Annotated in this window: 23 protein-coding genes, 4 tRNA genes and 1 riboswitch; of the genes, 18 read left to right on the top strand and 9 right to left on the bottom strand. The window is 59.7% G+C overall.

Annotation, left to right across the window (positions count from 1 at the left end; translation table 11 throughout):
• Positions 1 to 93: 93 nt before the first annotated feature.
• From aruF to astE, 6 genes are all read left to right on the top strand, one after another.
• Positions 94 to 1113, top strand: a complete 1020-nt coding sequence (gene aruF, locus ACP7B3_RS08200; protein ID WP_106576116.1) for an arginine/ornithine succinyltransferase subunit alpha — start codon at positions 94 to 96, stop codon at positions 1111 to 1113.
• Between the two features lie 51 nt (positions 1114 to 1164).
• Positions 1165 to 2190: an arginine N-succinyltransferase gene (gene astA, locus ACP7B3_RS08195; protein WP_003193612.1), complete on the top strand. Its 1026-nt coding sequence runs from the start codon at positions 1165 to 1167 to the stop codon at positions 2188 to 2190.
• On the top strand, positions 2187 to 3656 hold the full coding sequence (gene astD / locus ACP7B3_RS08190; protein WP_426178650.1) for a succinylglutamate-semialdehyde dehydrogenase: 1470 nt from the start codon (positions 2187 to 2189) through the stop codon (positions 3654 to 3656). Before astA ends, astD begins: the two co-directional genes overlap by 4 nt.
• Before the next feature lie 191 nt (positions 3657 to 3847).
• Positions 3848 to 5194 carry an N-succinylarginine dihydrolase gene (astB, locus tag ACP7B3_RS08185; protein WP_145159371.1) on the top strand — a complete coding sequence of 449 codons (1347 nt, stop codon included), beginning with the start codon at positions 3848 to 3850 and terminating at the stop codon, positions 5192 to 5194.
• A gap of 37 nt (positions 5195 to 5231) precedes the next feature.
• Positions 5232 to 5522 (top strand): hypothetical protein, encoded by a 291-nt coding sequence (locus ACP7B3_RS08180; RefSeq protein ID WP_003214319.1) that lies wholly within the window; start codon positions 5232 to 5234, stop codon positions 5520 to 5522.
• 11 nt (positions 5523 to 5533) lie between these two features.
• Positions 5534 to 6538 carry a succinylglutamate desuccinylase gene (gene astE / locus ACP7B3_RS08175; RefSeq protein WP_369301482.1) on the top strand — a complete coding sequence of 335 codons (1005 nt, stop codon included), beginning with the start codon at positions 5534 to 5536 and terminating at the stop codon, positions 6536 to 6538.
• On the opposite strand, the gene ACP7B3_RS08170 is transcribed toward astE, so the two are convergent.
• Both ACP7B3_RS08170 and ACP7B3_RS08165 read right to left on the bottom strand, forming a co-directional pair.
• Complete coding sequence (locus ACP7B3_RS08170; protein ID WP_426178599.1) at positions 6535 to 8058, bottom strand: M91 family zinc metallopeptidase; 1524 nt, start codon at positions 8056 to 8058, stop codon at positions 6535 to 6537. The genes astE and ACP7B3_RS08170 overlap by 4 nt on opposite strands.
• A 147-nt stretch (positions 8059 to 8205) precedes the next feature.
• On the bottom strand, positions 8206 to 8712 hold the full coding sequence (locus ACP7B3_RS08165; protein ID WP_145159367.1) for a 6,7-dimethyl-8-ribityllumazine synthase: 507 nt from the start codon (positions 8710 to 8712) through the stop codon (positions 8206 to 8208).
• Between the two features lie 113 nt (positions 8713 to 8825).
• Positions 8826 to 8995: riboswitch (FMN riboswitch) on the bottom strand.
• Positions 8996 to 9187: 192 nt separating this feature from the next.
• Between ACP7B3_RS08165 and ltaE the strand changes: the two genes are divergently transcribed.
• From ltaE to mgtE, 8 genes are all read left to right on the top strand, one after another.
• On the top strand, positions 9188 to 10192 hold the full coding sequence (gene ltaE, locus ACP7B3_RS08160; RefSeq protein WP_426178598.1) for a low-specificity L-threonine aldolase: 1005 nt from the start codon (positions 9188 to 9190) through the stop codon (positions 10190 to 10192).
• Between the two features lie 146 nt (positions 10193 to 10338).
• A complete protein-coding gene (gene alaS, locus ACP7B3_RS08155; RefSeq protein ID WP_426178597.1) occupies positions 10339 to 12957 on the top strand; it encodes an alanine--tRNA ligase in 2619 nt (872 codons plus the stop codon).
• Between the two features lie 97 nt (positions 12958 to 13054).
• Positions 13055 to 14296, top strand: a complete 1242-nt coding sequence (locus ACP7B3_RS08150; RefSeq protein ID WP_056861669.1) for an aspartate kinase — start codon at positions 13055 to 13057, stop codon at positions 14294 to 14296.
• Positions 14297 to 14471: 175 nt separating this feature from the next.
• The gene (gene csrA, locus ACP7B3_RS08145; protein ID WP_003175645.1) at positions 14472 to 14660 is read left to right on the top strand and encodes a carbon storage regulator CsrA; all 189 of its coding nucleotides are present in this window, start codon (positions 14472 to 14474) and stop codon (positions 14658 to 14660) included.
• 62 nt (positions 14661 to 14722) lie between these two features.
• A tRNA-Ser gene (locus ACP7B3_RS08140) sits at positions 14723 to 14813 on the top strand.
• A 108-nt stretch (positions 14814 to 14921) separates the two neighbouring features.
• A tRNA-Arg gene (locus ACP7B3_RS08135) sits at positions 14922 to 14998 on the top strand.
• Positions 14999 to 15070: 72 nt separating this feature from the next.
• Positions 15071 to 15147: transfer RNA gene (locus tag ACP7B3_RS08130), tRNA-Arg, on the top strand.
• Positions 15148 to 15486: 339 nt separating this feature from the next.
• Complete coding sequence (mgtE, locus tag ACP7B3_RS08125; RefSeq protein WP_145159361.1) at positions 15487 to 16929, top strand: magnesium transporter; 1443 nt, start codon at positions 15487 to 15489, stop codon at positions 16927 to 16929.
• Between the two features lie 116 nt (positions 16930 to 17045).
• Here the strand turns inward: mgtE and ACP7B3_RS08120 are convergent, their stop codons facing one another.
• The 3 genes from ACP7B3_RS08120 to ACP7B3_RS08110 all read right to left on the bottom strand — a co-directional run bounded on the left by ACP7B3_RS08120 (position 17046) and on the right by ACP7B3_RS08110 (position 18182).
• The gene (locus ACP7B3_RS08120) at positions 17046 to 17372 is read right to left on the bottom strand and encodes an Arc family DNA-binding protein (protein WP_003193592.1); all 327 of its coding nucleotides are present in this window, start codon (positions 17370 to 17372) and stop codon (positions 17046 to 17048) included.
• Positions 17373 to 17764: 392 nt separating this feature from the next.
• Complete coding sequence (locus ACP7B3_RS08115) at positions 17765 to 17944, bottom strand: PA3371 family protein (RefSeq protein WP_369301477.1); 180 nt, start codon at positions 17942 to 17944, stop codon at positions 17765 to 17767.
• A 10-nt stretch (positions 17945 to 17954) separates the two neighbouring features.
• The gene (locus tag ACP7B3_RS08110; RefSeq protein ID WP_145159360.1) at positions 17955 to 18182 is read right to left on the bottom strand and encodes a hypothetical protein; all 228 of its coding nucleotides are present in this window, start codon (positions 18180 to 18182) and stop codon (positions 17955 to 17957) included.
• Positions 18183 to 18510: 328 nt separating this feature from the next.
• On the opposite strand from ACP7B3_RS08110, the gene ACP7B3_RS08105 reads away from it, so the two are divergent.
• Positions 18511 to 18587, top strand: a tRNA-Arg gene (locus ACP7B3_RS08105).
• Between the two features lie 280 nt (positions 18588 to 18867).
• Positions 18868 to 20253 carry an MFS transporter gene (locus ACP7B3_RS08100; protein WP_242196175.1) on the top strand — a complete coding sequence of 462 codons (1386 nt, stop codon included), beginning with the start codon at positions 18868 to 18870 and terminating at the stop codon, positions 20251 to 20253.
• A 60-nt stretch (positions 20254 to 20313) separates the two neighbouring features.
• On the opposite strand, the gene ACP7B3_RS08095 is transcribed toward ACP7B3_RS08100, so the two are convergent.
• The 4 genes from ACP7B3_RS08095 to flgA all read right to left on the bottom strand — a co-directional run bounded on the left by ACP7B3_RS08095 (position 20314) and on the right by flgA (position 22903).
• Positions 20314 to 21063 carry a flagellar brake protein gene (locus tag ACP7B3_RS08095; protein WP_369301454.1) on the bottom strand — a complete coding sequence of 250 codons (750 nt, stop codon included), beginning with the start codon at positions 21061 to 21063 and terminating at the stop codon, positions 20314 to 20316.
• A gap of 96 nt (positions 21064 to 21159) precedes the next feature.
• Positions 21160 to 21630 (bottom strand): flagella synthesis protein FlgN, encoded by a 471-nt coding sequence (locus ACP7B3_RS08090; protein ID WP_145159358.1) that lies wholly within the window; start codon positions 21628 to 21630, stop codon positions 21160 to 21162.
• A 48-nt stretch (positions 21631 to 21678) separates the two neighbouring features.
• Positions 21679 to 22002 carry a flagellar biosynthesis anti-sigma factor FlgM gene (gene flgM / locus ACP7B3_RS08085; protein ID WP_145159357.1) on the bottom strand — a complete coding sequence of 108 codons (324 nt, stop codon included), beginning with the start codon at positions 22000 to 22002 and terminating at the stop codon, positions 21679 to 21681.
• A gap of 142 nt (positions 22003 to 22144) precedes the next feature.
• Positions 22145 to 22903 (bottom strand): flagellar basal body P-ring formation chaperone FlgA, encoded by a 759-nt coding sequence (gene flgA, locus ACP7B3_RS08080; RefSeq protein WP_262208539.1) that lies wholly within the window; start codon positions 22901 to 22903, stop codon positions 22145 to 22147.
• 81 nt (positions 22904 to 22984) lie between these two features.
• On the opposite strand from flgA, the gene ACP7B3_RS08075 reads away from it, so the two are divergent.
• Both ACP7B3_RS08075 and cheR read left to right on the top strand, forming a co-directional pair.
• Positions 22985 to 23917, top strand: coding sequence for a chemotaxis protein CheV (locus ACP7B3_RS08075; protein WP_242196171.1), 933 nt, complete (start codon positions 22985 to 22987; stop codon positions 23915 to 23917).
• A gap of 43 nt (positions 23918 to 23960) precedes the next feature.
• Positions 23961 to 24788 carry a protein-glutamate O-methyltransferase CheR gene (cheR, locus tag ACP7B3_RS08070; protein ID WP_119741973.1) on the top strand — a complete coding sequence of 276 codons (828 nt, stop codon included), beginning with the start codon at positions 23961 to 23963 and terminating at the stop codon, positions 24786 to 24788.
• The last annotated feature ends 74 nt before the right edge of the window (positions 24789 to 24862 follow it).

The raw sequence follows: 24862 nt of genomic DNA, 5'->3' as shown, positions 1-24862 counted from the left end.
GGCAAGCCCCCTCCCACATTGGATCTGTGTGAACTCAGATCCCGTGTCCGGCATTTTTCCCTCTATGAGTTTTTCGAGTTAAGGAGTGACACCATGCTGGTGATGCGCCCCGCGCAAATGGCTGATCTGGGCGAGGTACAGCGTCTGGCTGCGGACAGCCCGATTGGTGTCACCTCCTTGCCGGATGATGTGGAACGCCTGAGCGACAAGATCGCCGCCAGCGAAGCGTCCTTCGCGGCCGAGGTCAGTTTCAACGGCGAAGAAAGCTATTTTTTCGTGCTTGAAGACACCGAGACCGGCGAGCTGGCCGGCTGTTCGGCCATCGTAGCGTCGGCCGGTTACTCGGAGCCGTTCTACAGCTTCCGTAACGAAACCTTCGTGCACGCGTCCCGCGAGCTGAAGATCCACAACAAGATCCACGTGCTTTCCCAGTGCCACGACCTGACCGGCAACAGCCTGCTCACCAGTTTCTACGTGAAGCCTGCGTTGGTCGGTTCGCCGTGGTCGGAACTCAATTCCCGTGGCCGGCTGTTGTTCGTCGCCAGCCACCCCGAGCGCTTTGCCGACTCGGTGGTGACCGAGATTGTCGGCTACAGCGACGAGAACGGTGATTCGCCGTTCTGGGACGCCATTGGTCGCAACTTCTTCGACCTCAACTACGCCGCCGCCGAGCGCCTGTGCGGGCTCAAAAGCCGCACCTTCCTCGCCGAGCTGATGCCGCATTACCCGATCTACGTGCCGCTGCTGCCCGACGAAGCTCAGGAAGCCATGGGCCAGGTGCACCCGCGTGCGCAGATCACCTTCGACATCCTGATGCGTGAAGGCTTCGAGACCGATCATTACATCGACATCTTCGACGGTGGCCCGACGCTGCACGCGCGGGTTTCGGGCATTCGCTCGATTGCCCAGAGCCGCGTGGTGCCGGTGAAGATCGGCGAAATGGTCAAGGGGGCCGGCCGCCAATACTTGGTGAGCAACGCGCAGTTGCAGGATTACCGTGCGGTGATGCTGGAGCTGGACTACGCGCCCGGCAAACCGGTGACCCTGGACCTGGCCGCGGCCGAAGCCCTGGGTGTCGGCGAAGGTGCCAGCGTGCGCCTGGTCGCTGTTTAAAGCAGAGTTTTGCGGGTGGCCTGGAGCAGGCGGCCCGTCTGAGGAGATAGCATGATCGTTCGTCCCGTACGCAGCAGCGATTTACCGGCCCTGATTGATCTGGCGCGCAGCACCGGCACCGGCCTTACCACCTTGCCGGCCAACGAAGAGCGCCTGACTCATCGGGTTGGCTGGGCGGAAAAAACCTTTCGCGGCGAAGCCGGGCGCGGCGATGCCGACTACCTGTTTGTGCTGGAAAACGACGAAGGCCGCGTGGTGGGTATTTCCGCCATTGCCGGCGCCGTCGGCCTGCGTGAGCCGTGGTACAACTTCCGGGTCGGCCTGACCGTCAGCGCCTCCCAGGAACTGAACATCTACCGCGAGATTCCGACGCTGTTTTTGGCCAACGACCTCACCGGCAATTCCGAATTGTGCTCGTTGTTCCTGCACGCTGATTACCGCAACGGCCTCAACGGCCGCATGCTGGCCAAGGCGCGCATGCTGTTTATCGCTGAATTCCCGCAGCTGTTTGGCAACAAGATCATTGCCGAGATGCGCGGCGTGTCCAACGACGCCGGGCGCTCGCCGTTCTGGGAAAGCCTGGGCCGGCACTTTTTCAAGATGGAATTCAGCCAGGCCGATTACCTGACCGGCGTGGGCAACAAGGCGTTTATCGCCGAGCTGATGCCGAAATTTCCGCTGTACAGCTGCTTCCTCTCCGAAGACGCGCGCAATGTCATCGGCAAGGTTCACCCGGACACCGAACCGGCGCTGAGCATGCTCAAGAGCGAAGGCTTCAGCTACCAGGGCTATGTCGATATCTTCGACGCCGGCCCGGCGGTGGAGTGTGAGACCAGCAAAATCCGTGCGGTGCGCGACAGCCAGTCACTGGTGTTGGCCATCGGCACCCCAGGGGACGACGCCACGCCGTTCCTGATTCATAACCGCAAGCGCGAGGAGTGCCGCATCACGGCCGCTCCGGCCCGTTTGGCGGCAGGCACGCTGGTGGTCGATCCACAGACCGCCAAACGCCTGCAACTGGTGGTGGGTGATCAAGTGCGCGCTGTTGCGTTGTCTGCTGCTCGGGAGTCGAAATAATGAATTCGCTGTATATCGCAGGTAGCTGGTTGGCGGGCCAGGGTGAACTGTTCGAGTCGCGCAACCCGGTGACGCAGCAGGTGCTGTGGGCCGGCAATGGCGCCAGCGTCGAACAGGTCGAATCCGCCGTGCAGGCCGCGCGTCAGGCGTTTCCAGGCTGGGCCCGGTGCCCGCTGGAAGAACGCATCAGCGTGCTGGAAACCTTTGCCGCCACGCTGAAAAGCCGCGCCGATGAAATCGCCCGTTGCATCGGCGAAGAAACCGGCAAACCGTTGTGGGAATCGGCCACCGAAGTCACCAGCATGGCCAACAAGATTGCCATCTCGGTGCAAAGTTACCGTGAACGTACCGGCGAGAAGAGCGGCCCACTGGGCGACGCCACGGCCGTGTTGCGCCACAAGCCGCACGGCGTGGTGGCGGTGTTCGGCCCTTACAATTTCCCTGGCCATTTGCCGAACGGGCATATCGTCCCGGCGTTGCTGGCGGGCAATACCGTGCTGTTCAAACCGAGCGAGCTGACCCCCAAAGTCGCCGAGCTGACCGTGCAATGCTGGATCGACGCCGGCTTGCCGGCGGGCGTGTTGAACCTGCTGCAAGGCGCGCGGGAAACCGGTATCGCGTTGGCGGCCAACCCCGGTATCGACGGGTTGTTCTTCACCGGTTCCAGCCGCACCGGCAATCATCTGCACGAGCAGTTTTCCGGGCGCCCGGACAAGATCCTCGCCCTGGAAATGGGCGGCAACAACCCGCTGGTGGTCGACGAAGTGGCCGACGTGGATGCGGCGGTCTACACCATTATTCAGTCGGCGTTTATCTCGGCCGGTCAGCGTTGCACCTGCGCGCGCCGCTTGCTGGTGCCCGAAGGTGCCTGGGGCGATGCGTTGCTGGCGCGCCTGGTGGCGGTCAGCGCGACGATTGAAGTGGGTGCGTTTGATCAGCAGCCAGCGCCGTTCATGGGCTCGGTGATTTCTCTCGGCGCGGCCAAAGCCTTGATGGACGCCCAGGCGTTGATGCTGGCCAATGGCGCCGTGGCGCTGTTGGAAATGACCCAGCCGCAGGATCAGGCCGCGTTGCTGACGCCTGGCATTATCGACGTGACCGGCGTGACCGAGCGCGAAGATGAAGAGCTGTTCGGCCCGCTGCTGCAGGTGATCCGCTACGCTGATTTTGCCGCGGCGATCACTGAGGCCAACAACACCCAGTACGGTTTGGCCGCAGGCTTGTTGTCGGACTCCGAGTCACGCTACCAACAGTTCTGGCTGGAAAGCCGCGCCGGCATCGTCAACTGGAACAAGCAGTTGACCGGCGCTGCCAGCACCGCGCCGTTCGGTGGGGTAGGGGCGTCGGGCAACCATCGCGCCAGCGCCTATTACGCGGCGGATTATTGCGCGTACCCGGTGGCGTCTTTGGAAACGCCGAGCCTGGTGGTCCCGGCAACGTTGACCCCAGGTATTACGCTGATCTAAAGGTGGGAGCGGGCTTGTGGGGGAGCTGGCTTGCCTGCGATGCGGGCAACTCGGTCCTTTAGTCAAACCGCGCCGCTGCCATCGCAGGCAAGCCAGCTCCCACAGTTGATCGGGTTTACAGATAGAGAGTAGCGGTGGTGTGAAGACTGCTATTGATGCCTATAAAAACAGATGTTCGTGGAGCCTCGCCGATGAAATCCTGTGAAGTCAATTTTGACGGTCTCGTGGGGCCGACCCATAACTACGGCGGTTTGTCCTACGGCAACGTCGCGTCCCAGAGCAACAGCCAGCAGTCTTCGAACCCCAAGGTTGCGGCGTTGCAGGGGCTGCAGAAAATGAAAGCCTTGATGGACATGGGCTTTGTGCAAGGCGTGCTGGCGCCGCAGGAACGTCCTGACGTGGCCGCGTTGCGCAACCTTGGTTTCAGCGGCACCGACGCTCAGGTGATTCAGCAGGCGGCCAAGCACGCCATGCCGCTGCTGGTTGCCAGTTGCTCGGCCTCCAGCATGTGGGTGGCCAACGCCGCCACTGTCAGCCCGAGCGCCGACACGGCGGACGGCCGCGTGCATTTCACGGCCGCCAACCTCAACTGCAAATACCATCGCAGCATCGAACACCCGACCACCAGCCGCGTGCTGGGTGCGATGTTCGCCGACCAAAAGCACTTTGCCCACCACGCCGCGTTGCCGGCGGTGGCGCAGTTCGGCGACGAAGGCGCGGCCAACCACACGCGCTTCTGCCGTGACTATGGCGAGGCCGGCGTCGAGTTCTTCGTGTTTGGCCGCAGCGCGTTCGATACCCGTTACCCCGCGCCGCAGAAATACCCGGCGCGCCAGACCCTCGAAGCCTCCCAGGCCGTCGCGCGCCTGCACGGCTTGAAGGATGACGGCGTGGTCTACGCTCAGCAGAACCCGTCTGTGATCGATGCCGGCGTGTTCCACAACGACGTGATCGCGGTGGGCAACGGCGAGGTGCTGTTCTACCACGAGGACGCGTTCCTCAATACCGAACAGATGCTCGCCGAGCTGCAAGGCAAGTTGGGCAAACTGGGCGGCAACTTCCAGTCCGTGTGCGTGCCGCGCGCCCTGGTCAGCGTCGAGGACGCCGTACGGTCCTACTTGTTCAACAGCCAGTTGCTGACCCGCGCCGACGGTTCGATGCTGCTGATCGTGCCGGAAGAATGCCGCGCCAACGAACGCGTCTGGCAATACCTGCAAGGCCTGACGGCCTCCGGCGGGCTGATCCGTGAAGTGAAGGTGTTTGACCTCAAGCAAAGCATGCAGAACGGCGGTGGCCCGGCGTGCCTGCGCTTGCGCGTGGCGTTGAATGAAACTGAGCTGGCGGCGGTGAACCCAGGGGTTATCATGACCGCGCCGTTGTACGACACGCTGACCCAGTGGGTCGACAAGCACTACCGCGACAGCCTGCGTGAAACCGACCTGGCTGATCCGCAATTGCTGCTTGAGTGCCGGACGGCACTGGATGAACTGACGCAAATCCTTAAACTGGGCTCGGTTTATCCTTTCCAGATCAACTAGCGCCACTTTTTTTACACCCTATGGCTGAGAACTCTTTATGACCACCGACACCCTGAAACTGATTCTTGAAGACACCGACGGCACCCAGCTGGAAACCTCCTGCACCCGCGTCGCCGTGGTCTGGCAGGGCAAGGAAATCTGGATCCAGCACGACGGCCGTGGCCAGCTGCTGATTGGTGTGGACGTGGAAGAAGGCGACGCTGAGTACGCCAACCTGCTGATGCGCCCATTGGCCACCAACCTGATGAGCCTGCAACTGGAAATGGAACCGGCCGACGTTGAAGGTGATGACGACGATCACGTTCACGGCCCTGGCTGCAACCACTAAGGAAGCTGCTTATGCTCGCCCTCGGCAAATTGCTTGAACTGACCCTCGCCGGTCGCGAACCGGCGCAAAAAATTCAACTGACTGTCGACGGCGTGCAGATGCGCTGGCTCAGCGAGGGCGCGCTCGAAGTGCGCCCGCCGCAAGCGCTGGACAACGGTAGCGACCTGCTGCTGTCGTCTGGCATCCATGGCAACGAAACCGCGCCGATCGAACTGCTCGACCGCCTGTTGCATGGCATTGCCCGTGGGGAAATCAAACCCCGCACCCGTATTCTGTTCCTGTTCGGTAACCCCGAGGCCATGCGCCGCGGCGAGCGTTACCTCGAGCTGGACGTCAACCGGCTGTTCAATGGCCGCCACGAACAAAACATTGGCCCTGAGGCCATGCGCGCCGCTGAGCTTGAGCAACTGGCCCGCACGTTCTTCAGCCTGCCTGAGCGCTCGCGCCTGCATTACGACCTGCACACGGCCATTCGCGGTTCGAAGATCGAGCAGTTCGCGCTGTACCCGTGGAAGGAAGGTCGCCAGCATTCGCGGCACGAGCTGGCGCGCCTGTGTGCTGCCGGCATGCAAGCGGTGCTGCTGCAGAACAAGACGTCGATCACCTTCACCGCGTTCACCTATGAGCAACTGAACGCCGAGGCGTTTACTCTGGAGCTGGGCAAGGCGCGGCCGTTCGGCCAGAACCAGGGCGTGGATGTTTCCCGCCTGGAGAGGCGCCTGACGCAGATCATCGAAGGCAGCGAACCGGCCACCGACAGCCTGGATGGCCTGCAACTGTTTGCGGTATCGCGTGAAGTGATCAAGCACAGTGATGCCTTCCTGCTGCATTTGCCGGCGGACGTGGAAAACTTCTCGCCGTTGGCCAAGGGCTATCTGCTGGCCGAAGACGTGGCCAAGACCCGCTGGGTGATCGAGGAGGAGGGCGCACGCATCATCTTCCCGAACCCGAAAGTGAAGAATGGTTTGCGCGCCGGCATTCTGATTGTGCCCACCTCGGACGCAGCGCTGGTTTAGTCCCCTTGAGGCTTCGCTAGGTACGCATCGCGTGTCGGCAATCCGAACTCCTTGCGCAGCGCATTTTCCGTAAAAGCCTCGGGGTTGATCCGCGTGGGCGGGGTGTCGGGGTTCAGATCGAAGTCAAAAGGCGCCAGATCGATGGGCAGGCCCACGGCTTGCCGCTCCACGTTTTTGATCGCAACGGTTTTGCCTCCGTCAGTTTCATCGGTGGTGCCGGGCGCCACGGTACCGGTGACGGCGTTATAGGCGTGACACAGCTCGTGATAGAGCCCGATGATCGGCAGCGAGCCCGGTGGGCTGAAAAAGGGGTTGTACTCGATCCGCCCGCCGTAGGCCGGCGTGCCGGGCTGGCCGTCGCGGATCATCAGCGTGTCGCTGTCGGTGGAGGGCGTGAACCTGGCGTTGTTTTCGTCACCCGGTTCAATGCTGACGGGTTGCCCACTGTGTTGCGCCGCAATATCCAGTGCGTGGAGCAGTTTTTGCCCGTTGGGCGAAACGCGCAGCACGCTGAGGTCGGATTCGACGCGCGCAGCAAACTGTCTGTTTCCCCCAATCGACAGACCCGTTTTACCGGCCTCGCCGGACGCCACGAGCGTCTGGTGGAGCGTGTCGCTGTCGGTGGGGAACAGCACCGCCATGACCTGTTCGAGCGACGCGGTTGGCAGGCTGGCGAGTTTTTCAAGCAACCACGCGTAGCGTTCGTCGTTGGTCATGGCGACCAGGGTGTCGCCGGGCAGGCTGTATACCCGGTCTGTCGCCTTGAGCTTGCTGACATGGTCATGGCCTTTACCCGGATAGATGACGTTAGTGGCGCTGCCAGCCTTGATCGTGTCATTGCCGTCGCCGCCGCTGAGCAGGTGATGGCCGCTGCCTCCAACAATCACGTCGTCGCCCGGCCCGCCATCGATAAAGTTGAGCCCGGCGCCGCCGTGAATGCTGTCGGCGCCGTCACCCGCATAGATACGCGCGGTGCCGGCGCCGATGACCTGCGTGCTGTCGTTGCCGGGGCCGCTGTCGACGGTGCAGTCCTCGGCGCTGATCCGTAGCGTGTCATCGCCCTCGCCGGACAGGATTGTTGAGTGACGGCCGCCGACGCGCAGGTAGTCGTCGCCAGCGCCTGCGTTAATGCTGACGGGGTTCTGGAGGCTGTCATCGACATGGATGCAGTCGGCGCCATGGCCGGTGACCAGCTCGATGATTTGCCTCGGCGAAGACGGCGTTATCTGATAGAGCGCCGTGCCTACGTACAGGTGCAGGTGATCGCCCGCTGCGCCGAGCCAGAGTTCGCTTTGATCGGCGGTGAATGCAAACCTCAGGGTATCCCTGCGCGGCGCCTTATCCTGGCGGGTCTGCAGCCTGAATCGTTCGACCCGAACGGCCGTGTCCCGATAGACCTGCGCACGCAACGGGGCACCGCCCAGGTTGGCGGTTTTTTCTGCGTCGGTGGGCGAAAGGCTTCCCCCGTGCACGGTGTGAATGGCGCTGGGGGTGTCGGGTACAAACAGAGGACGGTGCATGGCGTGATGGCTCCGGGTCAGGTGACAAGGCCGGCGGTGGCCCGGCGTGTGGCTCACTAGACCGCAGATACGTCATGGCGCGGTGGTAGATGCTTGAACGAAAAACGCCCCGCTCACCAGGGTGGGCGGGGCGTTTTCAGGGGCGATTTATACCGCCAGTTTCTGCTCGCTGCGACGGATTGCACGCACTTTGTGCAAGGTGTCGGCGCAGGTGCGCGCGGCTTCCTGGCCCTTGTGTACGAAGTGCTCGTAGAAGAAGGTGTGGTGTTCGCTGCCCGCGTGGAAGTGGTGCGGAGTCAGGGACACCGAGAACACCGGCACTTCGGTTTCCAGCTGCACTTGCATCAGGCCACTGACTACCGACTGGGCGACGAATTCGTGACGGTAGATGCCGCCGTCCACCACCAGTGCGGCCGCGACGATGCCGGCGTAGCGGCCGGTCTTGGCCAGCAGCTTGGCGTGCAGGGGCAGTTCAAAGGCGCCGCCGACTTCGAAGAAATCGATGTCCGATTCCTGGTAGCCCTGGGCGATCATTTCGGCAAGGAAGCCTTTACGCGATTGGTCGACAATATCCTTGTGCCAGCAGGCCTGGATAAACGCGACGCGCTCGCCGTGATGGTTCTTGATTTTGCTGTCGATTGCGGTGGGTTGCATGTTCTGACTCCTGTTTAAGAAAAAAACAGGGCGTTATGAATCGAATGGGATTTAAGGGTACGAACCACTGCCTCATGCAAGCATGAACCCAGCGCGCGGCCCTTAGGTGCCAATCCCGTTCTCTCTTCATCCGGACTATGACCGTCGGCCCCGGGATCACACCGGGTCTGCTGACCTTGTCGCCGTCCTGCGTGAGCAGTTCGAGGCGCCAAGCGCTCGCGGGCTATGCACATTGCGTGCAATTACCGCCGGTGGGGAATTACACCCCGCCCTGAGAACGTTGCCGCCAGAACCCTGGCGGCGGAGAGTTTTTAACATGGTTTTTCAAAAACTGCACGAGCGCTGTATCGATAACCTATATCGGTTTGTTTGGTTGGTATTCGATTGAAGCCAATTGGGGCTTGATATTCCGTGGCTTTGCCCGCAGTAATCACCCACAAGAGCACATCACATCACCCCGTTAGAGGCCTGCTTCATGTCTGTGATCGACCTGCGTAGCGACACCGTGACCCAACCCAGCCCCGGCATGCTCGACGCGATGGCCAGCGCCGTCAGCGGTGATGACGTCTACGGCGAAGACCCCAGCGTCAATCTGCTGGAGGCCGAGCTGGCCAAGCGTCTGGGGTTCGAAGCGGCGCTGTTCGTGCCCACCGGCACCATGAGCAACCTGCTGGCGTTGATGGCGCACTGTGAGCGTGGCGAGGAATACATCGTCGGCCAGCAGGCCCACACCTACAAATACGAAGGCGGTGGCGCGGCGGTACTCGGTTCGATCCAGCCGCAGCCGCTGGAAGTGCAGGCGGACGGCTCACTGGACCTGGCCCACGTGCTGGCGGCGATCAAACCGGATGACTTCCACTTTGCCCGCACCCGCCTGCTGGCGCTGGAAAACACCATGCAAGGCAAGGTACTGGCGCTGGACTACCTGGCGAAAGCGCGGGCGTTTACCCGTGAACATGGGCTGTCGCTGCACCTGGATGGCGCGCGGATCTACAACGCCGCGGTCAAGCTTGGGGTAGACGCGCGGGAAATTGCTCAGCACTTCGATTCGGTGTCGGTGTGCCTGTCCAAGGGCCTGGGTGCACCGATTGGCTCGGTGTTGTGCGGCTCGCACGCGTTGATCGCCAAGGCGCGTCGTCTGCGCAAAATGGTCGGCGGCGGTATGCGCCAGGCCGGCTCTCTGGCGGCGGCCGGGCTGTATGCCCTGGATCACCAGGTACAGCGCCTGGCCGATGACCACGCCAATGCCCAGTGGCTGGGCGATGAACTGCGCAAGGCCGGTTATGCGGTGGAGCCGGTGCAGACCAACATGGTCTACGTGCAGATCGGTGACCGCGCCGACGCGTTGAAAGCCTTTGCTGCCGAGCGCGGCATCAAGTTGAGCGCCGCGCCGCGTCTGCGTATGGTCACTCACCTGGATGTCAGCCGGGCACAGATCGAGCAAGTCGTGCAGACATTTGCCGAGTTTTCACGCAAATGACGGTGCAGACCGTCTAATTGACTGTTTCTATCACATAAACACGCTGTACCACCGGCAAAGGGCCGATATAATGCGGCCCTTTGCCGTCGCTCCGTCTGATGATGTTGCGCACTGGCCTTTGGCCGCAGACTCCGTGGAAGAACCTAATGAAAAGCGCAGAAATCCGTGAAGCCTTCCTTCGCTTCTTCGAAGAGCAAGGCCACACCCGTGTAGCCTCCAGCTCCTTGATCCCAGGCAATGACCCCACCCTGCTGTTCACTAACGCGGGGATGAACCAGTTCAAGGACTGCTTCCTGGGCCAGGAAAAGCGCGCCTATACCCGCGCGACCAGCAGCCAGAAGTGCGTGCGCGCCGGCGGCAAGAACAGCGACCTGGAAAACGTCGGTTACACCGCTCGTCACCACACTTTTTTCGAGATGCTGGGTAACTTCAGCTTCGGCGACTATTTCAAGAAAGATGCGATTACCTTCGCCTGGACCTTCCTGACCGGCGTGTTGAAGCTGCCCAAGGAAAAACTCTGGGTCACCGTCTACGCCACGGACGACGAGGCGTATGACATCTGGACCAAAGAAGTCGGCGTGCCGGTCGAGCGCATGATTCGCATCGGCGACAACAAGGGCGCGCCTTACGCCTCCGATAACTTCTGGACCATGGGCGATACCGGCCCATGCGGCCCGTGCACCGAGATTTTCTACGATCACGGCGCCGACATCTGGGGCGGCCCACCGGGCTCGCCGGAAGAAGATGGCGACCGTTACATCGAGATCTGGAACAACGTGTTCATGCAGTTCAACCGCACCGCCGATGGCGTGTTGCATCCGCTGCCAGCCCCGTCGGTCGACACCGGCATGGGCCTGGAGCGGATCAGTGCGGTGATGCAGCACGTTCACTCCAACTACGAGATCGACCTGTTCACCAACCTGCTGAGCGCTTCGGCCGCCGCCATCGGCTGCGCCAACGAAGGCCAGTCTTCGCTCAAGGTGGTGTCTGACCACATCCGTTCCTGCAGCTTCCTGATCGCCGACGGCGTACTGCCATCGAACGAAGGCCGCGGCTATGTGCTGCGCCGGATCATCCGTCGCGCCTGCCGTCACGGTAACAAGCTGGGCGCCAGCGGCAGCTTCTTCTACAAGATCGTTGCAGCGCTGGTGGCCGAGATGGGCGATGCCTTCCCGGAACTCAAGCAACAGCAGGCCAACATCGAGCGCGTGCTCAAGGCTGAAGAAGAGCAGTTCTCCAAGACCCTGGAACACGGCCTGAAGATTCTGGAGCAGGACCTGGCCGAGCTCAAAGGCACCGTGGTGCCGGGCGACGTGGTGTTCAAGCTGTACGACACCTACGGTTTCCCTATGGACCTGACTGCCGACATCGCCCGCGAGCGCGAGCTGACCGTCGATGAAGCGGGTTTTGAGCGTGAGATGGAAGCCCAGCGCGTGCGCGCTCGCTCTGCCAGCTCCTTTGGTCTGGACTACAACACGCTGGTCAAGGTTGACGTGCCTACCGAGTTCATCGGCTACAAGGCGACCGTTGGCGCGGCGAAGATCGTGGCCATTTATAAAGACGGCAAATCGGTCGACGTGCTCAATGAAGGCGAAGAGGCTGTTGTGGTCCTGGACCAGACGCCGTTCTACGCCGAATCCGGTGGCCAGGTGGGCGATTGCGGCTACCTGAGCTCGACGTCCGGTCGTTTTGAGGTGCGCGATACCACCAAGACCGGCGGCGCATTCCTGCACCACGGTGTGTTGGTGTTGGGCAACTTGACCGTCGGCGCGCCGGTAGACACTCAAGTGGATGCCGACGTGCGGCATGCAACTGCTTTGAATCACTCCGCCACTCACTTGCTGCACGCCGCGTTGCGTCAGGTGTTGGGTGAGCACGTGCAGCAGAAGGGGTCGTTGGTTGATAGCCAGCGCCTGCGTTTCGACTTCAGCCACTTTGAAGCGATCAAGCCTGAGCAGATCAAGGCGCTGGAAGACATCGTCAACGCCGAAATTCGCAAGAATACCCCGGTGGAAACCGAAGAAACCGACATCGAAACCGCCAGGAACAAAGGCGCCATGGCGCTGTTTGGCGAGAAGTATGGCGACGAAGTACGCGTACTGAGCATGGGCGGCAGCTTCTCGGTGGAGCTGTGTGGCGGTATCCACGCCAACCGTACCGGCGACATCGGTCTGCTGAAAATCATCAGTGAGGGCGGTGTGGCCTCGGGTGTACGCCGTATTGAAGCGGTCACCGGTGCTGCGGCCCTGGCCTACCTCAATGCGGCTGAAGAACAACTCAAGGAAGCGGCCAGCCTGGTCAAGGGCAGCCGCGACAACCTGATCGACAAGCTCTCTGGTGTGCTGGAGCGCAACCGCCAGCTGGAAAAACAGCTGGAGCAGTTGCAGGCCAAGGCGGCCAGCGCAGCGGGCGACGATCTGTCGGCCTCTGCCCTGGACGTCAAGGGCGTGAAGGTCCTGGCCGTGCGCCTGGATGGTCAGGACGGCAAGGCGCTGTTGGCCTTGGTCGATCAGTTGAAGAACAAGCTCGGCCGCGCAGTGATCCTGCTCGGCAGTGTCCATGAGGATAAGGTCGTTCTGGTTGCCGGTGTAACCAAAGACCTGACTGGCCAACTCAAGGCTGGTGATTTGATGAAGCAAGCCGCCGCGGCAGTGGGCGGGAAGGGCGGTGGTCGTCCGGACATGGCGCAAGGCGGTGGTGTAGACGCTGGTGCCCTGGACGCGGCCCTGGACCTGACCGTGCCGTTTGTCGAGGCCGGTATTTAAGGCACTGTTAATGAGCCCATGGTCTAGTCATGGGCTTGCTCAGCTGCTGGAAGATTTGTTTATTGGGCGCCCCTTTACGGGCTGAGGCGGCTTAGAAATGGCTTTGATCGTACAGAAATTCGGAGGCACCTCGGTCGGTTCTGTCGAAAGAATCGAGCAGGTCGCCGACAAGGTTAAGAAATTCCGCGACGCCGGCGACGACCTGGTAGTGGTGCTGTCGGCCATGAGCGGCGAGACCAATCGCCTGATCGATCTGGCCAAGGCGATCAGCGGTGATCAACAGCCGCTGCCGCGTGAGCTGGATGTGATCGTGTCCACCGGTGAACAGGTCACTATTGCCCTGTTGGCCATGGCGCTGAACAAGCGTGGTGTGCCGGCGGTGTCCTACACTGGCAGCCAGGTGCGCATCCTGACCGACAGCGCACATACCAAGGCGCGCATCCTGCAGATTGATGATCAGAAAATCCGCACAGATCTCAAAGCCGGGCGCGTGGTAGTTGTAGCCGGTTTCCAGGGTGTGGACGAGCAGGGCAACATCACGACCCTGGGGCGTGGCGGTTCAGACACCACCGGCGTAGCGCTGGCAGCGGCCCTCAAGGCTGACGAATGCCAGATCTATACCGATGTGGACGGCGTCTACACCACCGACCCGCGTGTGGTGTCCGTGGCCCAGCGCCTGGACAAGATCACCTTTGAAGAGATGCTGGAAATGGCCAGTCTCGGTTCCAAGGTGCTGCAGATCCGCGCGGTGGAGTTCGCCGGCAAGTACAACGTTCCGCTGCGCGTATTGCACAGCTTCAAAGAGGGTCCGGGCACCCTCATTACTATTGATGAAGAGGAATCCATGGAACAGCCGATCATTTCCGGCATCGCTTTCAACCGCGATGAAGCCAAGCTGACGATCCGTGGCGTGCCGGATACTCCGGGCGTGGCCTTCAAGATCCTCGGTCCTATCAGTGGCGCGAACATTGAAGTCGACATGATCGTGCAGAACGTTTCGCACGATAACACCACCGATTTCACCTTCACCGTGCACCGTAACGAGTACGATGCGGCGGAGCGAATCCTGCAGAACACCGCGAGCGAGATTGGCGCCCGTGAAGTGGTCGGCGATACCAAGATTGCCAAGGTGTCGATCGTGGGCGTGGGCATGCGTTCCCATGCCGGCGTTGCCAGCCGCATGTTTGAGGCGCTGGCCAAGGAAAGCATCAACATCCAGATGATCTCCACCTCGGAAATCAAAGTCTCGGTGGTGATCGAAGAGAAGTACCTGGAACTGGCTGTGCGCGCGCTGCATACCGCTTTTGAGCTGGACGCTCCGGCCCGACAGGGCGAGTGATGCGATGCCAGGAAGGCGCGGTTTACCGCGCCTTTCATTTTTTTGTGGGGCGCATGGTCTTTTGCGTGTGCTCGACAATACTTAGGCCGTTAGGGCTACGGCTTTCATGTCGTAGGTCGAACGCCTTTTTTTTGCAGACTGTTGTTCCTGAACTGAAATGCGTGAGGAGAAAGGTATGCTGATTCTGACTCGTCGGTGCGCAGAAAGCCTGATTATCGGTGATGGCGAAATCACCGTGACCGTGCTCGGCGTCAAAGGCAATCAAGTACGTATCGGGGTTAACGCTCCGAAAGAGGTAGCGGTCCACCGCGAGGAAATTTACCTGCGGATCAAGAAAGAGAAGGACGAAGAACCAAGCCTTTAATTTTTATCGTTTTTTATGTTTGCAAACGGGGATGAACGTGGTTAATATACGCCCCGTGTTGCGGAGAGCTGGCCGAGTGGCCGAAGGCGCTCCCCTGCTAAGGGAGTACACCTCAAAAGGGTGTCGGGGGTTCGAATCCCCCGTTCTCCGCCATTATTTGCTTAGTACGTTGCAATCTGGTTTTTTCGGTAAGTTGTTGAAATTACTCGAAAAAATAGCTTTACATAGAGATTGAACGGCCTATAATGCGCGGCAACAAATGCACTCGTAGCTCAGCTGGATAGAGTACTCGGCTACGAACCGAGCGGTCACAGGTTCGAATCCTGTCGAGTGCACCATTTAAGAGTCAGTTGCAGCGATGCAGGTGACTCGGCTTCAACCAGTTGTGATCTGGTCTAAAAACACAATCTGCACTCGTAGCTCAGCTGGATAGAGTACTCGGCTACGAACCGAGCGGTCACAGGTTCGAATCCTGTCGAGTGCACCATACAAACAAAAAGCCCGCCTAGTGCGGGCTTTTTGCCGTCTGGGGTTTGTGTGGGATTTTATCTTTTTCTCCCGCGCCATGTGTTTTCCTTATCCGCTGCGTCGTCGCAGTTCATAGATGCAGCCAAAGCTCAGCTTTGGCTCGCAAGCGCTTGTTCTTTCCAGTTTTTTAACGTTTAAAACCGACGCAAGGTGTATCATTGCGCCCGTCAGCCCCGCCGGGGCTTGTGGAATACCTCCATGGACTTACCCAGTAGTTACTTAGTACCCCGTTTTACCAATCATGAATTGACTGATTGATCCTTCCGGCGTGCCCCGCTGCTGGGAGTGGAGTTCGCCTATGACCGAAGTAGAAGTAAAGAAAACGCAAGACAGCCTGCAGGATCGCCTGGCTCAAGTCATCGAGCTGCTGCAGCGCCAGCGCGTGGTCGAAGACCTCACGCACCGCCAGGAAGGTCCGCATCACGACCGCGTCGAAAACCTGGTGCACCGGCAGAACCTCGTCGAGCTGCAACGCAAGCTCGATGACCTGCACTCCGCCGACGTTGCCTATATCCTCGAAGCCTTGCCGCTGGATGATCGACTGACCCTGTGGCAGTTGGTGAAGGCCGACCGCGACGGCGATATTCTCCTCGAGGTATCCGACTCGGTCCGTGAAACCCTGATCGCCGACATGGACGATCATGAGCTCCTGGCAGCAGCCAGGGAGATGGACGCCGACGAACTGGCCGACCTGGCCCCCGAGCTGCCCCGTGATGTTGTCCATGAGCTGATGGAAGCGCTCGACAGCCAGCAGCGTGAGCGAGTGCGCTCCGCGCTGTCCTACGACGAGGATCAGGTCGGCGCATTGATGGACTTCGAGATGGTCACCATCCGCGAAGACGTCAGCCTGGAAGTGGTACTGCGTTATCTGCGTCGCCTGAAAGAGTTGCCTGGTCACACCGACAAATTGTTTGTGGTCGACTACGAAGGCATTCTCAAGGGCGTGCTGCCAATCAAGCGTCTGCTGGTAAATGATCCGGATAAGAAAGTTGCGGATTTGATGGCCAGCGACACCGTGAGCTTTCACCCGGATGAGGACGCCTACGAGGCGGCGCAGGCGTTTGAGCGTTACGACTTGATCTCGGCGCCGGTGGTCGACAAGAACGGCAAGCTGATTGGCCGTTTGACCATCGACGAAATGGTCGACCTGATTCGTGAAGAAAGTGAAACCGAAGTCCTCAACATGGCCGGTTTGCGTGAAGAGGAAGACATTTTTGCGTCGGTCTGGCGCTCTCTGCATAACCGTTGGGCCTGGCTGGCGATCAACCTGATCACAGCCTTTATCGCCTCGCGCGTGATCGGGCTGTTTGAAGGTTCGATCGAGAAGCTGGTGGCCTTGGCGGCGCTGATGCCGATTGTGGCGGGTATCGGCGGCAACTCCGGTAACCAGACGATCACCATGATCGTGCGTGCGATGGCGCTGGATCAGGTGAGTACGGCCAATTCCTCACGCCTGCTGCGCAAAGAGCTGGCCGTGGGCCTGATCAATGGCCTGGTGTGGGGTGGCGTGATCGGCGTGGTGGCTTACTTGCTGTATGGCAGTTGGTCGCTTGGCGTCGTGATGACCGCCGCCATGACCCTCAACCTGCTACTGGCGGCGTTGATGGGGGTTTTGATCCCCATGACCCTGGCGCGCCTTGGGCGTGATCCGGCGATGGGGGCCAGTGTGATGATCACTGCCATGACCGACAGCGGCGGCTTCTTCATCTTCCTGGGTCTGGCGACGATCTTTCTGCTCTGATCCCCCTCAGCGGGAGCGCATCTGCTCCCGCTTTGCCGTCTGTTCCCGGCACTCCTTTATCAAATCGCAGGCAAAAAAAAGCCAGCACATGGCTGGCTTCGGCTTTCAACTGCAGATCAATTGGCTTCTGCGGCCGCCTCAACGTCGTGCGCAATAAGCGAGACGAGAGCATTTTGCTGGCGGTGGGAGAGCTGACGAAAACGCTGCAGCAGTTCGCGTTCGTGCAGTGACAGCTCAGGGCTGTCCAGGCGCATGCTCAACTCTTCGCCCAGCGCACCTTCCTGAATAAGGCTCTGTTCCAGGCGCGCGATGATTTCGGAGTTCATGCTGCGGTGATGATTGCGAGCCACCTCGGCAATGCGTTCCCGCATTCCGTCTGGCAGACGTACGACGAACTTGTCAGCCGTACGGCTGGAATAAATTGCCTGTTTCAATGGGCGCATATATTTAACCGGTTAGTTCAGGGGAGCGGTTTTTGGAATTGGCCGCAAGATGAGTGTTAAGACAAGGCTCACGACCAAAGTTCAACCCGAATTACAAAGAGGCCGCATCATGCCTCAGATTTGACAGTTCCTTGGCGTCAATTCTGTGACAAATATTGAACTGCCTAAAGGCTTTATGCCAGCACTCATTTGCATTTTTGCGGACTGGTTTGAAAACTTTTCAACGAGTGATTCCGCAAAGGAACTTCTCGCAAGTCCAGGCCACGGCGGGGTTTGAGGCCGCACATCCTATAGCAATATGGCCTTTTGCCCTCGCGTTTAAGACTAGTGGCAATTTGCCGATTTACTAGCACGAGGCGACATAAGGTAGGGGGACAAGCAGGAGGGAGGGATCAGCGTAAGACGGGGTCGAATTTGATTCTGCGGCCCACGATGAGCGTCAGCAGCAGAAGGCTTGCACATACACCGGCAGCAACAAAAGCGGTGGTTTGCGTATCTTGGGCATCGGCGCCAAGGCCTGCGATGCCGGTTGCAACGGTCAGGCACAAAAACAGCCAGGCAGATTTAGTCATTCGCGATCCCTCAGAAAACCCAGTGTTCAGATGCTGGCGCGGCCTGACTGCCCTGGGTCAGGCGTACCGGCGATTGTGCGTTGGGCGTCATCACCGCCAATTGCGGGCGTTGTTGCAAATGGTGCGGCACCGCCTGGCTGATCTGTGCGGGATCATTGCTGCCAGTCGATTGAAAATGGAAAGTCACCAATGCAGCAAGGGCTACGGTGTTGAGGGCTAACAGAAGGGCACTGTTCATGGTCATGTTCTCCGCTTAACGCCGTGGCTGGTTAGGTTTTGTAGGAGAAGTATTGCAGGTCTCGTGCCAAACTATTATTTCAATAAAATCAGTGGTTTAAGTCTACTTTAACGGCCCGTAAGGTTGCAATTTGCAATGCTGGCATTTTGGGGGAGTGCATTTTGCACGACGGTGATGGATCTCCCGGTTTTACGGGTTCAAACCGCGCTCTGCAGAACAAGGACAGGCCTACGCTCAAAAAGCCAACGGACGACATGACAAAACCTACCTCGGCCGTTAACATGCACGCCGTCCGTCGCCGCGCCTCTTGTCCGGTGGCTGTCATTTTGTCCCAGTAGCTCAATTGGATAGAGCATCCCCCTCCTAAGGGGAAGGTTGGCCGTTCGAACCGGCCCTGGGACACCAGATTCAGCACCTGTGAAAAAGCCCCGTCCAGAGCGCTCTGGCGGGGCTTTTTTGTGCGCGCTTGGTGAACACCGGTCGAACCTTGCAGCCGTTGAGGGTTCACAGCAGGTGCGCGGTGTATTTATCGCAAACTGTGTACCTTGCACATGGCCAGGCAGCGTCTGAGCCATATGCAAAATATTCCCCGGATACAGCCGATATCGCCTGTCCGGACCCGGCAACCCCGGACTATCATGCCGATAGCCCTGACTCTCACTGCAAGGAGCCGCTCGGAACGCCGATGCGCCAGATCTGGAAATCTTTTCGAGCCCTTTATTTCGCCTCCTTGATGATGTTGATCGGGTCCGGCCTGCTCAGCACCTACCTTGCCTTGCGCCTGGCAGCCGACCACGTCGACAGCCTGTGGGTGGGTGCGCTGATGGCGGCTAACTACTTTGGCCTGGTGTTGGGCGGCAAGATCGGGCACCGCCTGATCGCCCGTGTCGGGCATATTCGCGCCTATGCCACGTGTGCCGGGATTGTCGGGGCAGCCGTTTTGGGCCATGGCCTGATCAACTGGCTGCCCGCCTGGATCGTACTGCGGATGATCGTGGGCCTGGGGATGATGTGCCAGTACATGGTCATCGAGAGCTGGCTCAATGAGCAGGCGGACGCCAAGCAGCGTGGCGTGGTATTCAGCGGTTATATGATTGCCTCCTACCTCGGGCTGGTGCTGGGTCAACTGATCCTGGTGATGCATCCGGAGCTCGGCCTCGAGCTGCTGATGTTGGTCGCGCTGTGCTTCGCCCTTTGCCTGGTGCCGGTCGCCATGACCCGGCGCATTCACCCGGCGCCTTTGCATCCTGCGCCGATGGAGCCGCGCTTCTTTATAAAGCGCGTGCCTCAGTCGCTTAGTACTGTGCTGGGCGCAGGGCTGATCGTAGGTTCGTTCTATGGTCTGGCACCGCTCTATGCTTCGCAGCAAGGCCTGACCACCGAGCAAGTGGGTCTGTTCATGGGTAGCTGCATTTTCGCCGGGCTAGTGGTGCAGTGGCCTTTGGGCTGGCTCTCAGACCGCTATGATCGCGCCTTGCTGATTCGGTGTTTTGCCTTATGCCTGGCGGTGGCAGCGTTGCCATTGGCGCTGCTGACCAAGGTGCCTCTGGAAGTGCTGTTCGTGGCCGGGTTCTTGTGTTCCCTGGTGCAGTTCTGCCTGTATCCGTTGGCGGTGGCGTTTTCCAATGACCACGTCGAGGGTGATCGGCGGGTGTCGCTGACCGCGATGTTGCTGGTCACCTACGGCATCGGCGCCAGTGTCGGGCCATTGCTGGCGGGCGTGGTCATGAAGCTGTTCGGCAGTCATATGCTGTATGCGTTTTTCAGCCTGTGTGCGTTGATTCTGGTGTGGCGTATCCGGCCGAAGGCGGTCACCAACCTGCACCAAGTGGACGATGCGCCGCTGCACCACGTGGCAATGCCTGACAGCATGTCCAGCTCGCCGCTGGTGGCATGCCTGGACCCTCGGGTGGATGAGGCGGTGGTGCAGGAGCAGATGCAGACTACCGTGCCGGATCCTGAGCCTGACACTGATCCACAGCCGCCGGCAGACGAGCCAGCCTTCGAAGGGCCGCCGGAACCTCTGGGGCCGGAGGAGCATCCTCACGACTTGAGCAGGGCGCGCCCCTGAATGCAAAAACGGGCAGATCCCATCAGGGTCTGCCCGTTTTTTTGTCGCGATCCTTAACGCTTAAAGATCGTCGTCTTTGTCAAAGCGTCGCGCCTCGCGCTGCAGCTGATATACAAACCGCTCCACCTGGCGCTGCACCAGCCCGCTCATGTTGTGAAAGCGCACGCCGGCGAAGGTGGTGTTGATCTTGTCTTCGAAGTGCAAGTAACGCAGCTCGACAGAGGTGGTCATGCTGCCAAAGGGCAGGGCGGCAATAAAGCGGTCATAGACCTGGCCCAGTTGCAGGCGCTCGGAAATGTCGCCTTCAAAGCGCAATTTGCAGCCGGTGGCGGAGATGTCCAGAAGCTTGCCGCTGATCGGTGCCTTGAGCTTCTCGCCGCCCAGTTCGATGCTGACCAGTTGCGCCAGCTTCAACGCCGCGCGAAAGGCATTGCGGCGTTGGTGGTAAACCACCTCGTCGGGCATGCTGCCGGTGTAGATGCGGTGGCCGTCTTTTTCACTGATGGTCAGTGTGCCGTTGCTTTCCCAGGCGACGCGTACGCCATCGTGGAAACCTTCGATACGAAAGGGTTCGCCATTCTCGAGGTAGCGTTCACCGTCACGCGGAATCATTTCGTCCAGGATCAGCGCCTTGCTGTCCCGGTCAACGTCTACCAGGTAGCTTTGAAAGCGCTGGCTGCGTTCATGGAAAGTGATGATCAGTGGATCATGGCTTTCTTGCAGCATCCGTAATGTGCTGGCGATTTCCAGAGGCGTGGTGAGCACCTTGGGTGGCTGCGGAGCATCTTCCGCATTAAGGGCGTTGAACACGGTTCTTCCATCTCCAGACAAAATACGACTACACGCAAGAACCGGCATTTTGCCAGCATGTTGCGCGCCTTGGATAGGGCGCGCTGTAAACCACTGTCAGGCTTGGCTGCGGGTGCTTGGCTTGACCAGACGCGAGGTGGAACCCTGGGCGTTATACAGCGCCGGGGGTTCTCCGCCGTGAAGGATGCGCAACTGGTTGGCCGTCGTCGCTTGCTGCAGCTGGATCGACTGACCGTTGAGCAGGTTGGCTTCCTGGCACTGGGCAAGTAATTGATTAAGTGCGGTGCTCTGCGCCAGCAACTGATCGCCAACCGAAGAGTGGCTGGCCAATTGTGCGAGGCCGTCGTGATCAGCCGGGAGGCCCAGGCTGAGAAGAATTTCGCTGCGCTTTTTGCCGTGCTGTTCAAGCAGCACAATCAGCGACTGCTTGCGCGCCAGAATTTCTTCCAGCAAGCGCATGTCCCGGCCGTACAGGGCCAGGGACTCTTCCTTTAGCAGCTCGAGCAAATGTTGCGTCGGCGCCAGATCATCAATGATCAGTTGAAGCAAATGTTCGTCGTGGTGCATGGCTGGCCTTGGGTTTTAAGCGTCCAAAAGCCCTGCGCAGGCCTTTGCCTAGCGCTCGGCTTCGAAGTTAAGCAGCTTGCTGGCTACACGGCTGCTGTCGACTTTATAGCTGCCATCGGCGACGGCCTGTTTCAATTCGGCCACACGGGCTTTATTGACAACCGGCTGGTCGCGCAGCGAGTCAGTGACCTTTTGCAACTGTTGAGCCTCATTGCTCAGGTGAACCGATTCCCCGCTTTGGCTGGCGCTGGCCTGTTCGGTCTTGGCGGGCGCTGGCTGGGCCTTGGCTTCTACGCTGTCCTTGGCACCGCTGGTGCGCGTATTGCCGGGCAATGCCGGGGTGTTATTCAAACGACTGAAATCGATGACCATGATAAAAAAACCTCTGGGTATTTGGACGCTTGCCATGTTTTCGGCCATACCCGGACAAACTTTAGGCTCGATTGACAATAAACCTGTACAGGTCGACATCCAGAGCACAGTGTAGGAAAAGCTGGCGTTTGATACCAGTGATCTATAAAGCGACCTCGACTTGGCCTGGCGCCATCACCTGTGCCTTGATCACGCGATTGGAATTGAGGTTCTTGACCCGGATCTGTTCGCTCATGCCGCCATTGGACAGCGCCTCGCCGGGCATCTTTACCGTCAGCCCGCCGCTGCTGGCGGAAATCACCACCTGGTCGCCCTTGCGAATCACTTCAGCCTGTTCCAGATGCACCAGCGTAATCACCTGGTCGGTGACCATTGGTCGGGTAAGTTTTTGCCCGACGGCTTGGTCCACAGAGGTGAGATAACCCTGGCTGATCGAGCTGATATCCCGCTCACGCAAGGCAACGTCTTCAAACCCGATGATGCCCGTCCGTTTGAGCGGGCGTGTGACAACCACTACATCACGAAACAGTTTGACCTGCGCCGGGACGAACACAGTCCAGGGCGAGGCGCCGTCGCAGCGTACTTTGACCGTCACGCGGCCGATGGGCTGGGCGGGGCTTTCCAGGGTGGCTGTCAATTCCTTGTCGCACATGGGCATGCGCAGGCGCGGGTCCAACTGGTTCACCTGAATTTCATAACGTCCCGGCGTCTGCGTGGTCGCCAGATAATCTTCTACAGTGAATTCAAGAAAGCCTTGAGTGACGCCGATAAGGAGATCAGGCAGGGTGACATTATCTGCACGGGCCATGGTGCCCGTGCCCAAGGCAAGCAACGCCAGCCAGACGCAGACAACTCTGCGGTAGCGTGGGATGCGTCGGGAAACTGTCGTTTTAAGGTTCATAAATCAATAAATAGCAAAGCTCGTGCCGTTTAGTGTTGGGTACGCGTCGTACCCCTAAGGTTTTTGCGTAGGAGTCTGGGCATGGCAGGAGTAATGGATTCAGTAAACCAGCGCACACAGCTGGTAGGGCAGAATCGCCTGGAGTTGTTGCTTTTTCGCCTGGACGGCAAGCAGCTGTACGGCATCAACGTGTTTAAAGTGCGGGAAGTGCTGCAGTGTCCCAAACTGACGATCATGCCCAAGTCCAGTCCGGTGGTGTGTGGCGTGGCCAACATTCGTGGTGCGACCATTCCCATTCTTGACCTGGCCTTGGCCACCGGCTCTGCGGGGCTGCAGGACCGTCAGAATCCGTTCGTGATCATTACCGAATACAACACCAAGACCCAGGGTTTCCTGGTGCGCTCGGTAGAACGCATCGTCAACATGAACTGGGAGGAGATCCACCCGCCGCCCAAGGGCACGGGGCGCGATCACTACCTGACGGCGGTGACACGGGTTGATAACCAGTTGGTGGAAATCATCGACGTGGAGAAGATCCTCGCGGAAGTGGCACCGACCTCCGAATCGATTTCGGTAGGCGTCGTCGACGCCGAAACGGCGCACAAGGCAATCTCGCTGCGCGTGCTGACCGTGGACGACTCCTCGGTCGCGCGCAAGCAGGTGACCCGTTGCCTGCAGACCGTCGGCGTGGAAGTGGTGGCCCTCAACGACGGTCGCCAGGCCCTGGATTACCTGCGCAAGCTGGTGGATGAAGGCAAGAAGCCGGAAGAAGAATTTTTGATGATGATCTCCGACATCGAGATGCCGGAAATGGATGGCTACACGCTCACGGCCGAAATACGCAACGATCCACGCATGCAAAAATTGCATATCATCCTGCATACTTCGTTGTCGGGCGTATTCAATCAGGCGATGGTCAAGAAGGTCGGTGCCGATGACTTTCTGGCCAAATTCCGCCCTGATGACCTGGCATCCCGGGTAGTCGACCGGATCAAGGCAGCAGATCACGGCTAAGGGGAGTTCCCCTGGCGGTCACACGATTTAAGAGGCGGTATCATTGTCTACGGGTAATTTGGATTTCGAACAGTTCCGGGTCTTCCTGGAAAAAGCCTGTGGCATATTGCTCGGTGAAAACAAGCAGTACCTGGTATCCAGCCGCCTCAACAAACTGATGGAGCAGCAGGGCATCAAGTCGCTGGGCGAGTTGGTCCAGCGCATTCAGGGCCAGCCGCGCAGCGGGCTCAAGGAAATGGTGGTGGATGCCATGACCACCAACGAAACCCTGTGGTTTCGGGATACCTACCCCTTCGAAGTGCTCAAGAACAAAGTGCTGCCGGAGGCCATCAAGGCCAGCCCGGGCCAGCGCTTGCGTATCTGGTCGGCCGCTTGCTCCTCGGGGCAGGAACCGTACTCGATCTCGATGTCCATCGACGAATTCGAGCGCACGAACATGGGCCAGTTGAAGGCCGGGGCGCAGATTGTCGCCACTGACTTGTCCGGCACCATGCTCACCAATTGCAAGACCGGCGAGTACGACAGCCTGGCCCTGGGCCGTGGTTTGTCTCAGGAGCGCCTGCAGCGTTACTTCGACCCCAAAGGGGCGGGGCGCTGGGCAGTCAAGGCACCGATCAAGAGCCGGGTGGAGTTTCGTTCGTTCAACCTGCTCGACAGCTACGCCAGCCTGGGCAAGTTCGACATGGTGTTCTGCCGCAACGTGCTGATCTATTTCTCGGCCGAAGTGAAGAAAGACATCCTGTTGCGCATCCACGGCACGCTCAAGCGTGGTGGGTACCTGTTCCTCGGTGCGTCCGAGGCGCTGAACGGGTTGCCGGATCATTACCAGATGGTGCAGTGCAGTCCCGGTATCATTTACCAGGCCAAGTGATGGGCACATGAGCATTAAAAAACGGGAGGCCCGCAAAGGCCTCCCGTTTTTTATGCGCGCGATTCGGCAGGGTT

The organism is Pseudomonas sp. TWRC1-2 (assembly GCF_049896685.1).
Lineage (GTDB): Bacteria > Pseudomonadota > Gammaproteobacteria > Pseudomonadales > Pseudomonadaceae > Aquipseudomonas.
Note: the sequence above shows the minus strand (reverse complement) of the source record. Positions and strands in the feature narration are given on the sequence as shown.

Excerpts from the sequence above, each read along its gene's own strand:
- ACP7B3_RS08170 (WP_426178599.1), bottom strand. The coding sequence starts at position 8,058 with ATGCACCGTCCTCTGTTTGTACCCGACACCCCCAGCGCCATTCACACC.
- ACP7B3_RS08120 (WP_003193592.1), bottom strand. The coding sequence starts at position 17,372 with ATGCGCCCATTGAAACAGGCAATTTATTCCAGCCGTACGGCTGACAAG.
- flgA (WP_262208539.1), bottom strand. The coding sequence starts at position 22,903 with ATGAACCTTAAAACGACAGTTTCCCGACGCATCCCACGCTACCGCAGA.
- mgtE (WP_145159361.1), top strand. The coding sequence starts at position 15,487 with ATGACCGAAGTAGAAGTAAAGAAAACGCAAGACAGCCTGCAGGATCGC.
- astA (WP_003193612.1), top strand. The coding sequence starts at position 1,165 with ATGATCGTTCGTCCCGTACGCAGCAGCGATTTACCGGCCCTGATTGAT.
- ACP7B3_RS08150 (WP_056861669.1), top strand. The coding sequence starts at position 13,055 with ATGGCTTTGATCGTACAGAAATTCGGAGGCACCTCGGTCGGTTCTGTC.
- ltaE (WP_426178598.1), top strand. The coding sequence starts at position 9,188 with ATGTCTGTGATCGACCTGCGTAGCGACACCGTGACCCAACCCAGCCCC.
- alaS (WP_426178597.1), top strand. The coding sequence starts at position 10,339 with ATGAAAAGCGCAGAAATCCGTGAAGCCTTCCTTCGCTTCTTCGAAGAG.
- ACP7B3_RS08100 (WP_242196175.1), top strand. The coding sequence starts at position 18,868 with ATGCGCCAGATCTGGAAATCTTTTCGAGCCCTTTATTTCGCCTCCTTG.
- ACP7B3_RS08110 (WP_145159360.1), bottom strand. The coding sequence starts at position 18,182 with ATGAACAGTGCCCTTCTGTTAGCCCTCAACACCGTAGCCCTTGCTGCA.
- ACP7B3_RS08090 (WP_145159358.1), bottom strand. The coding sequence starts at position 21,630 with ATGCACCACGACGAACATTTGCTTCAACTGATCATTGATGATCTGGCG.
- astE (WP_369301482.1), top strand. The coding sequence starts at position 5,534 with ATGCTCGCCCTCGGCAAATTGCTTGAACTGACCCTCGCCGGTCGCGAA.
- ACP7B3_RS08165 (WP_145159367.1), bottom strand. The coding sequence starts at position 8,712 with ATGCAACCCACCGCAATCGACAGCAAAATCAAGAACCATCACGGCGAG.
- flgM (WP_145159357.1), bottom strand. The coding sequence starts at position 22,002 with ATGGTCATCGATTTCAGTCGTTTGAATAACACCCCGGCATTGCCCGGC.
- aruF (WP_106576116.1), top strand. The coding sequence starts at position 94 with ATGCTGGTGATGCGCCCCGCGCAAATGGCTGATCTGGGCGAGGTACAG.
- ACP7B3_RS08075 (WP_242196171.1), top strand. The coding sequence starts at position 22,985 with ATGGCAGGAGTAATGGATTCAGTAAACCAGCGCACACAGCTGGTAGGG.
- ACP7B3_RS08180 (WP_003214319.1), top strand. The coding sequence starts at position 5,232 with ATGACCACCGACACCCTGAAACTGATTCTTGAAGACACCGACGGCACC.
- csrA (WP_003175645.1), top strand. The coding sequence starts at position 14,472 with ATGCTGATTCTGACTCGTCGGTGCGCAGAAAGCCTGATTATCGGTGAT.
- ACP7B3_RS08115 (WP_369301477.1), bottom strand. The coding sequence starts at position 17,944 with ATGACTAAATCTGCCTGGCTGTTTTTGTGCCTGACCGTTGCAACCGGC.
- astB (WP_145159371.1), top strand. The coding sequence starts at position 3,848 with ATGAAATCCTGTGAAGTCAATTTTGACGGTCTCGTGGGGCCGACCCAT.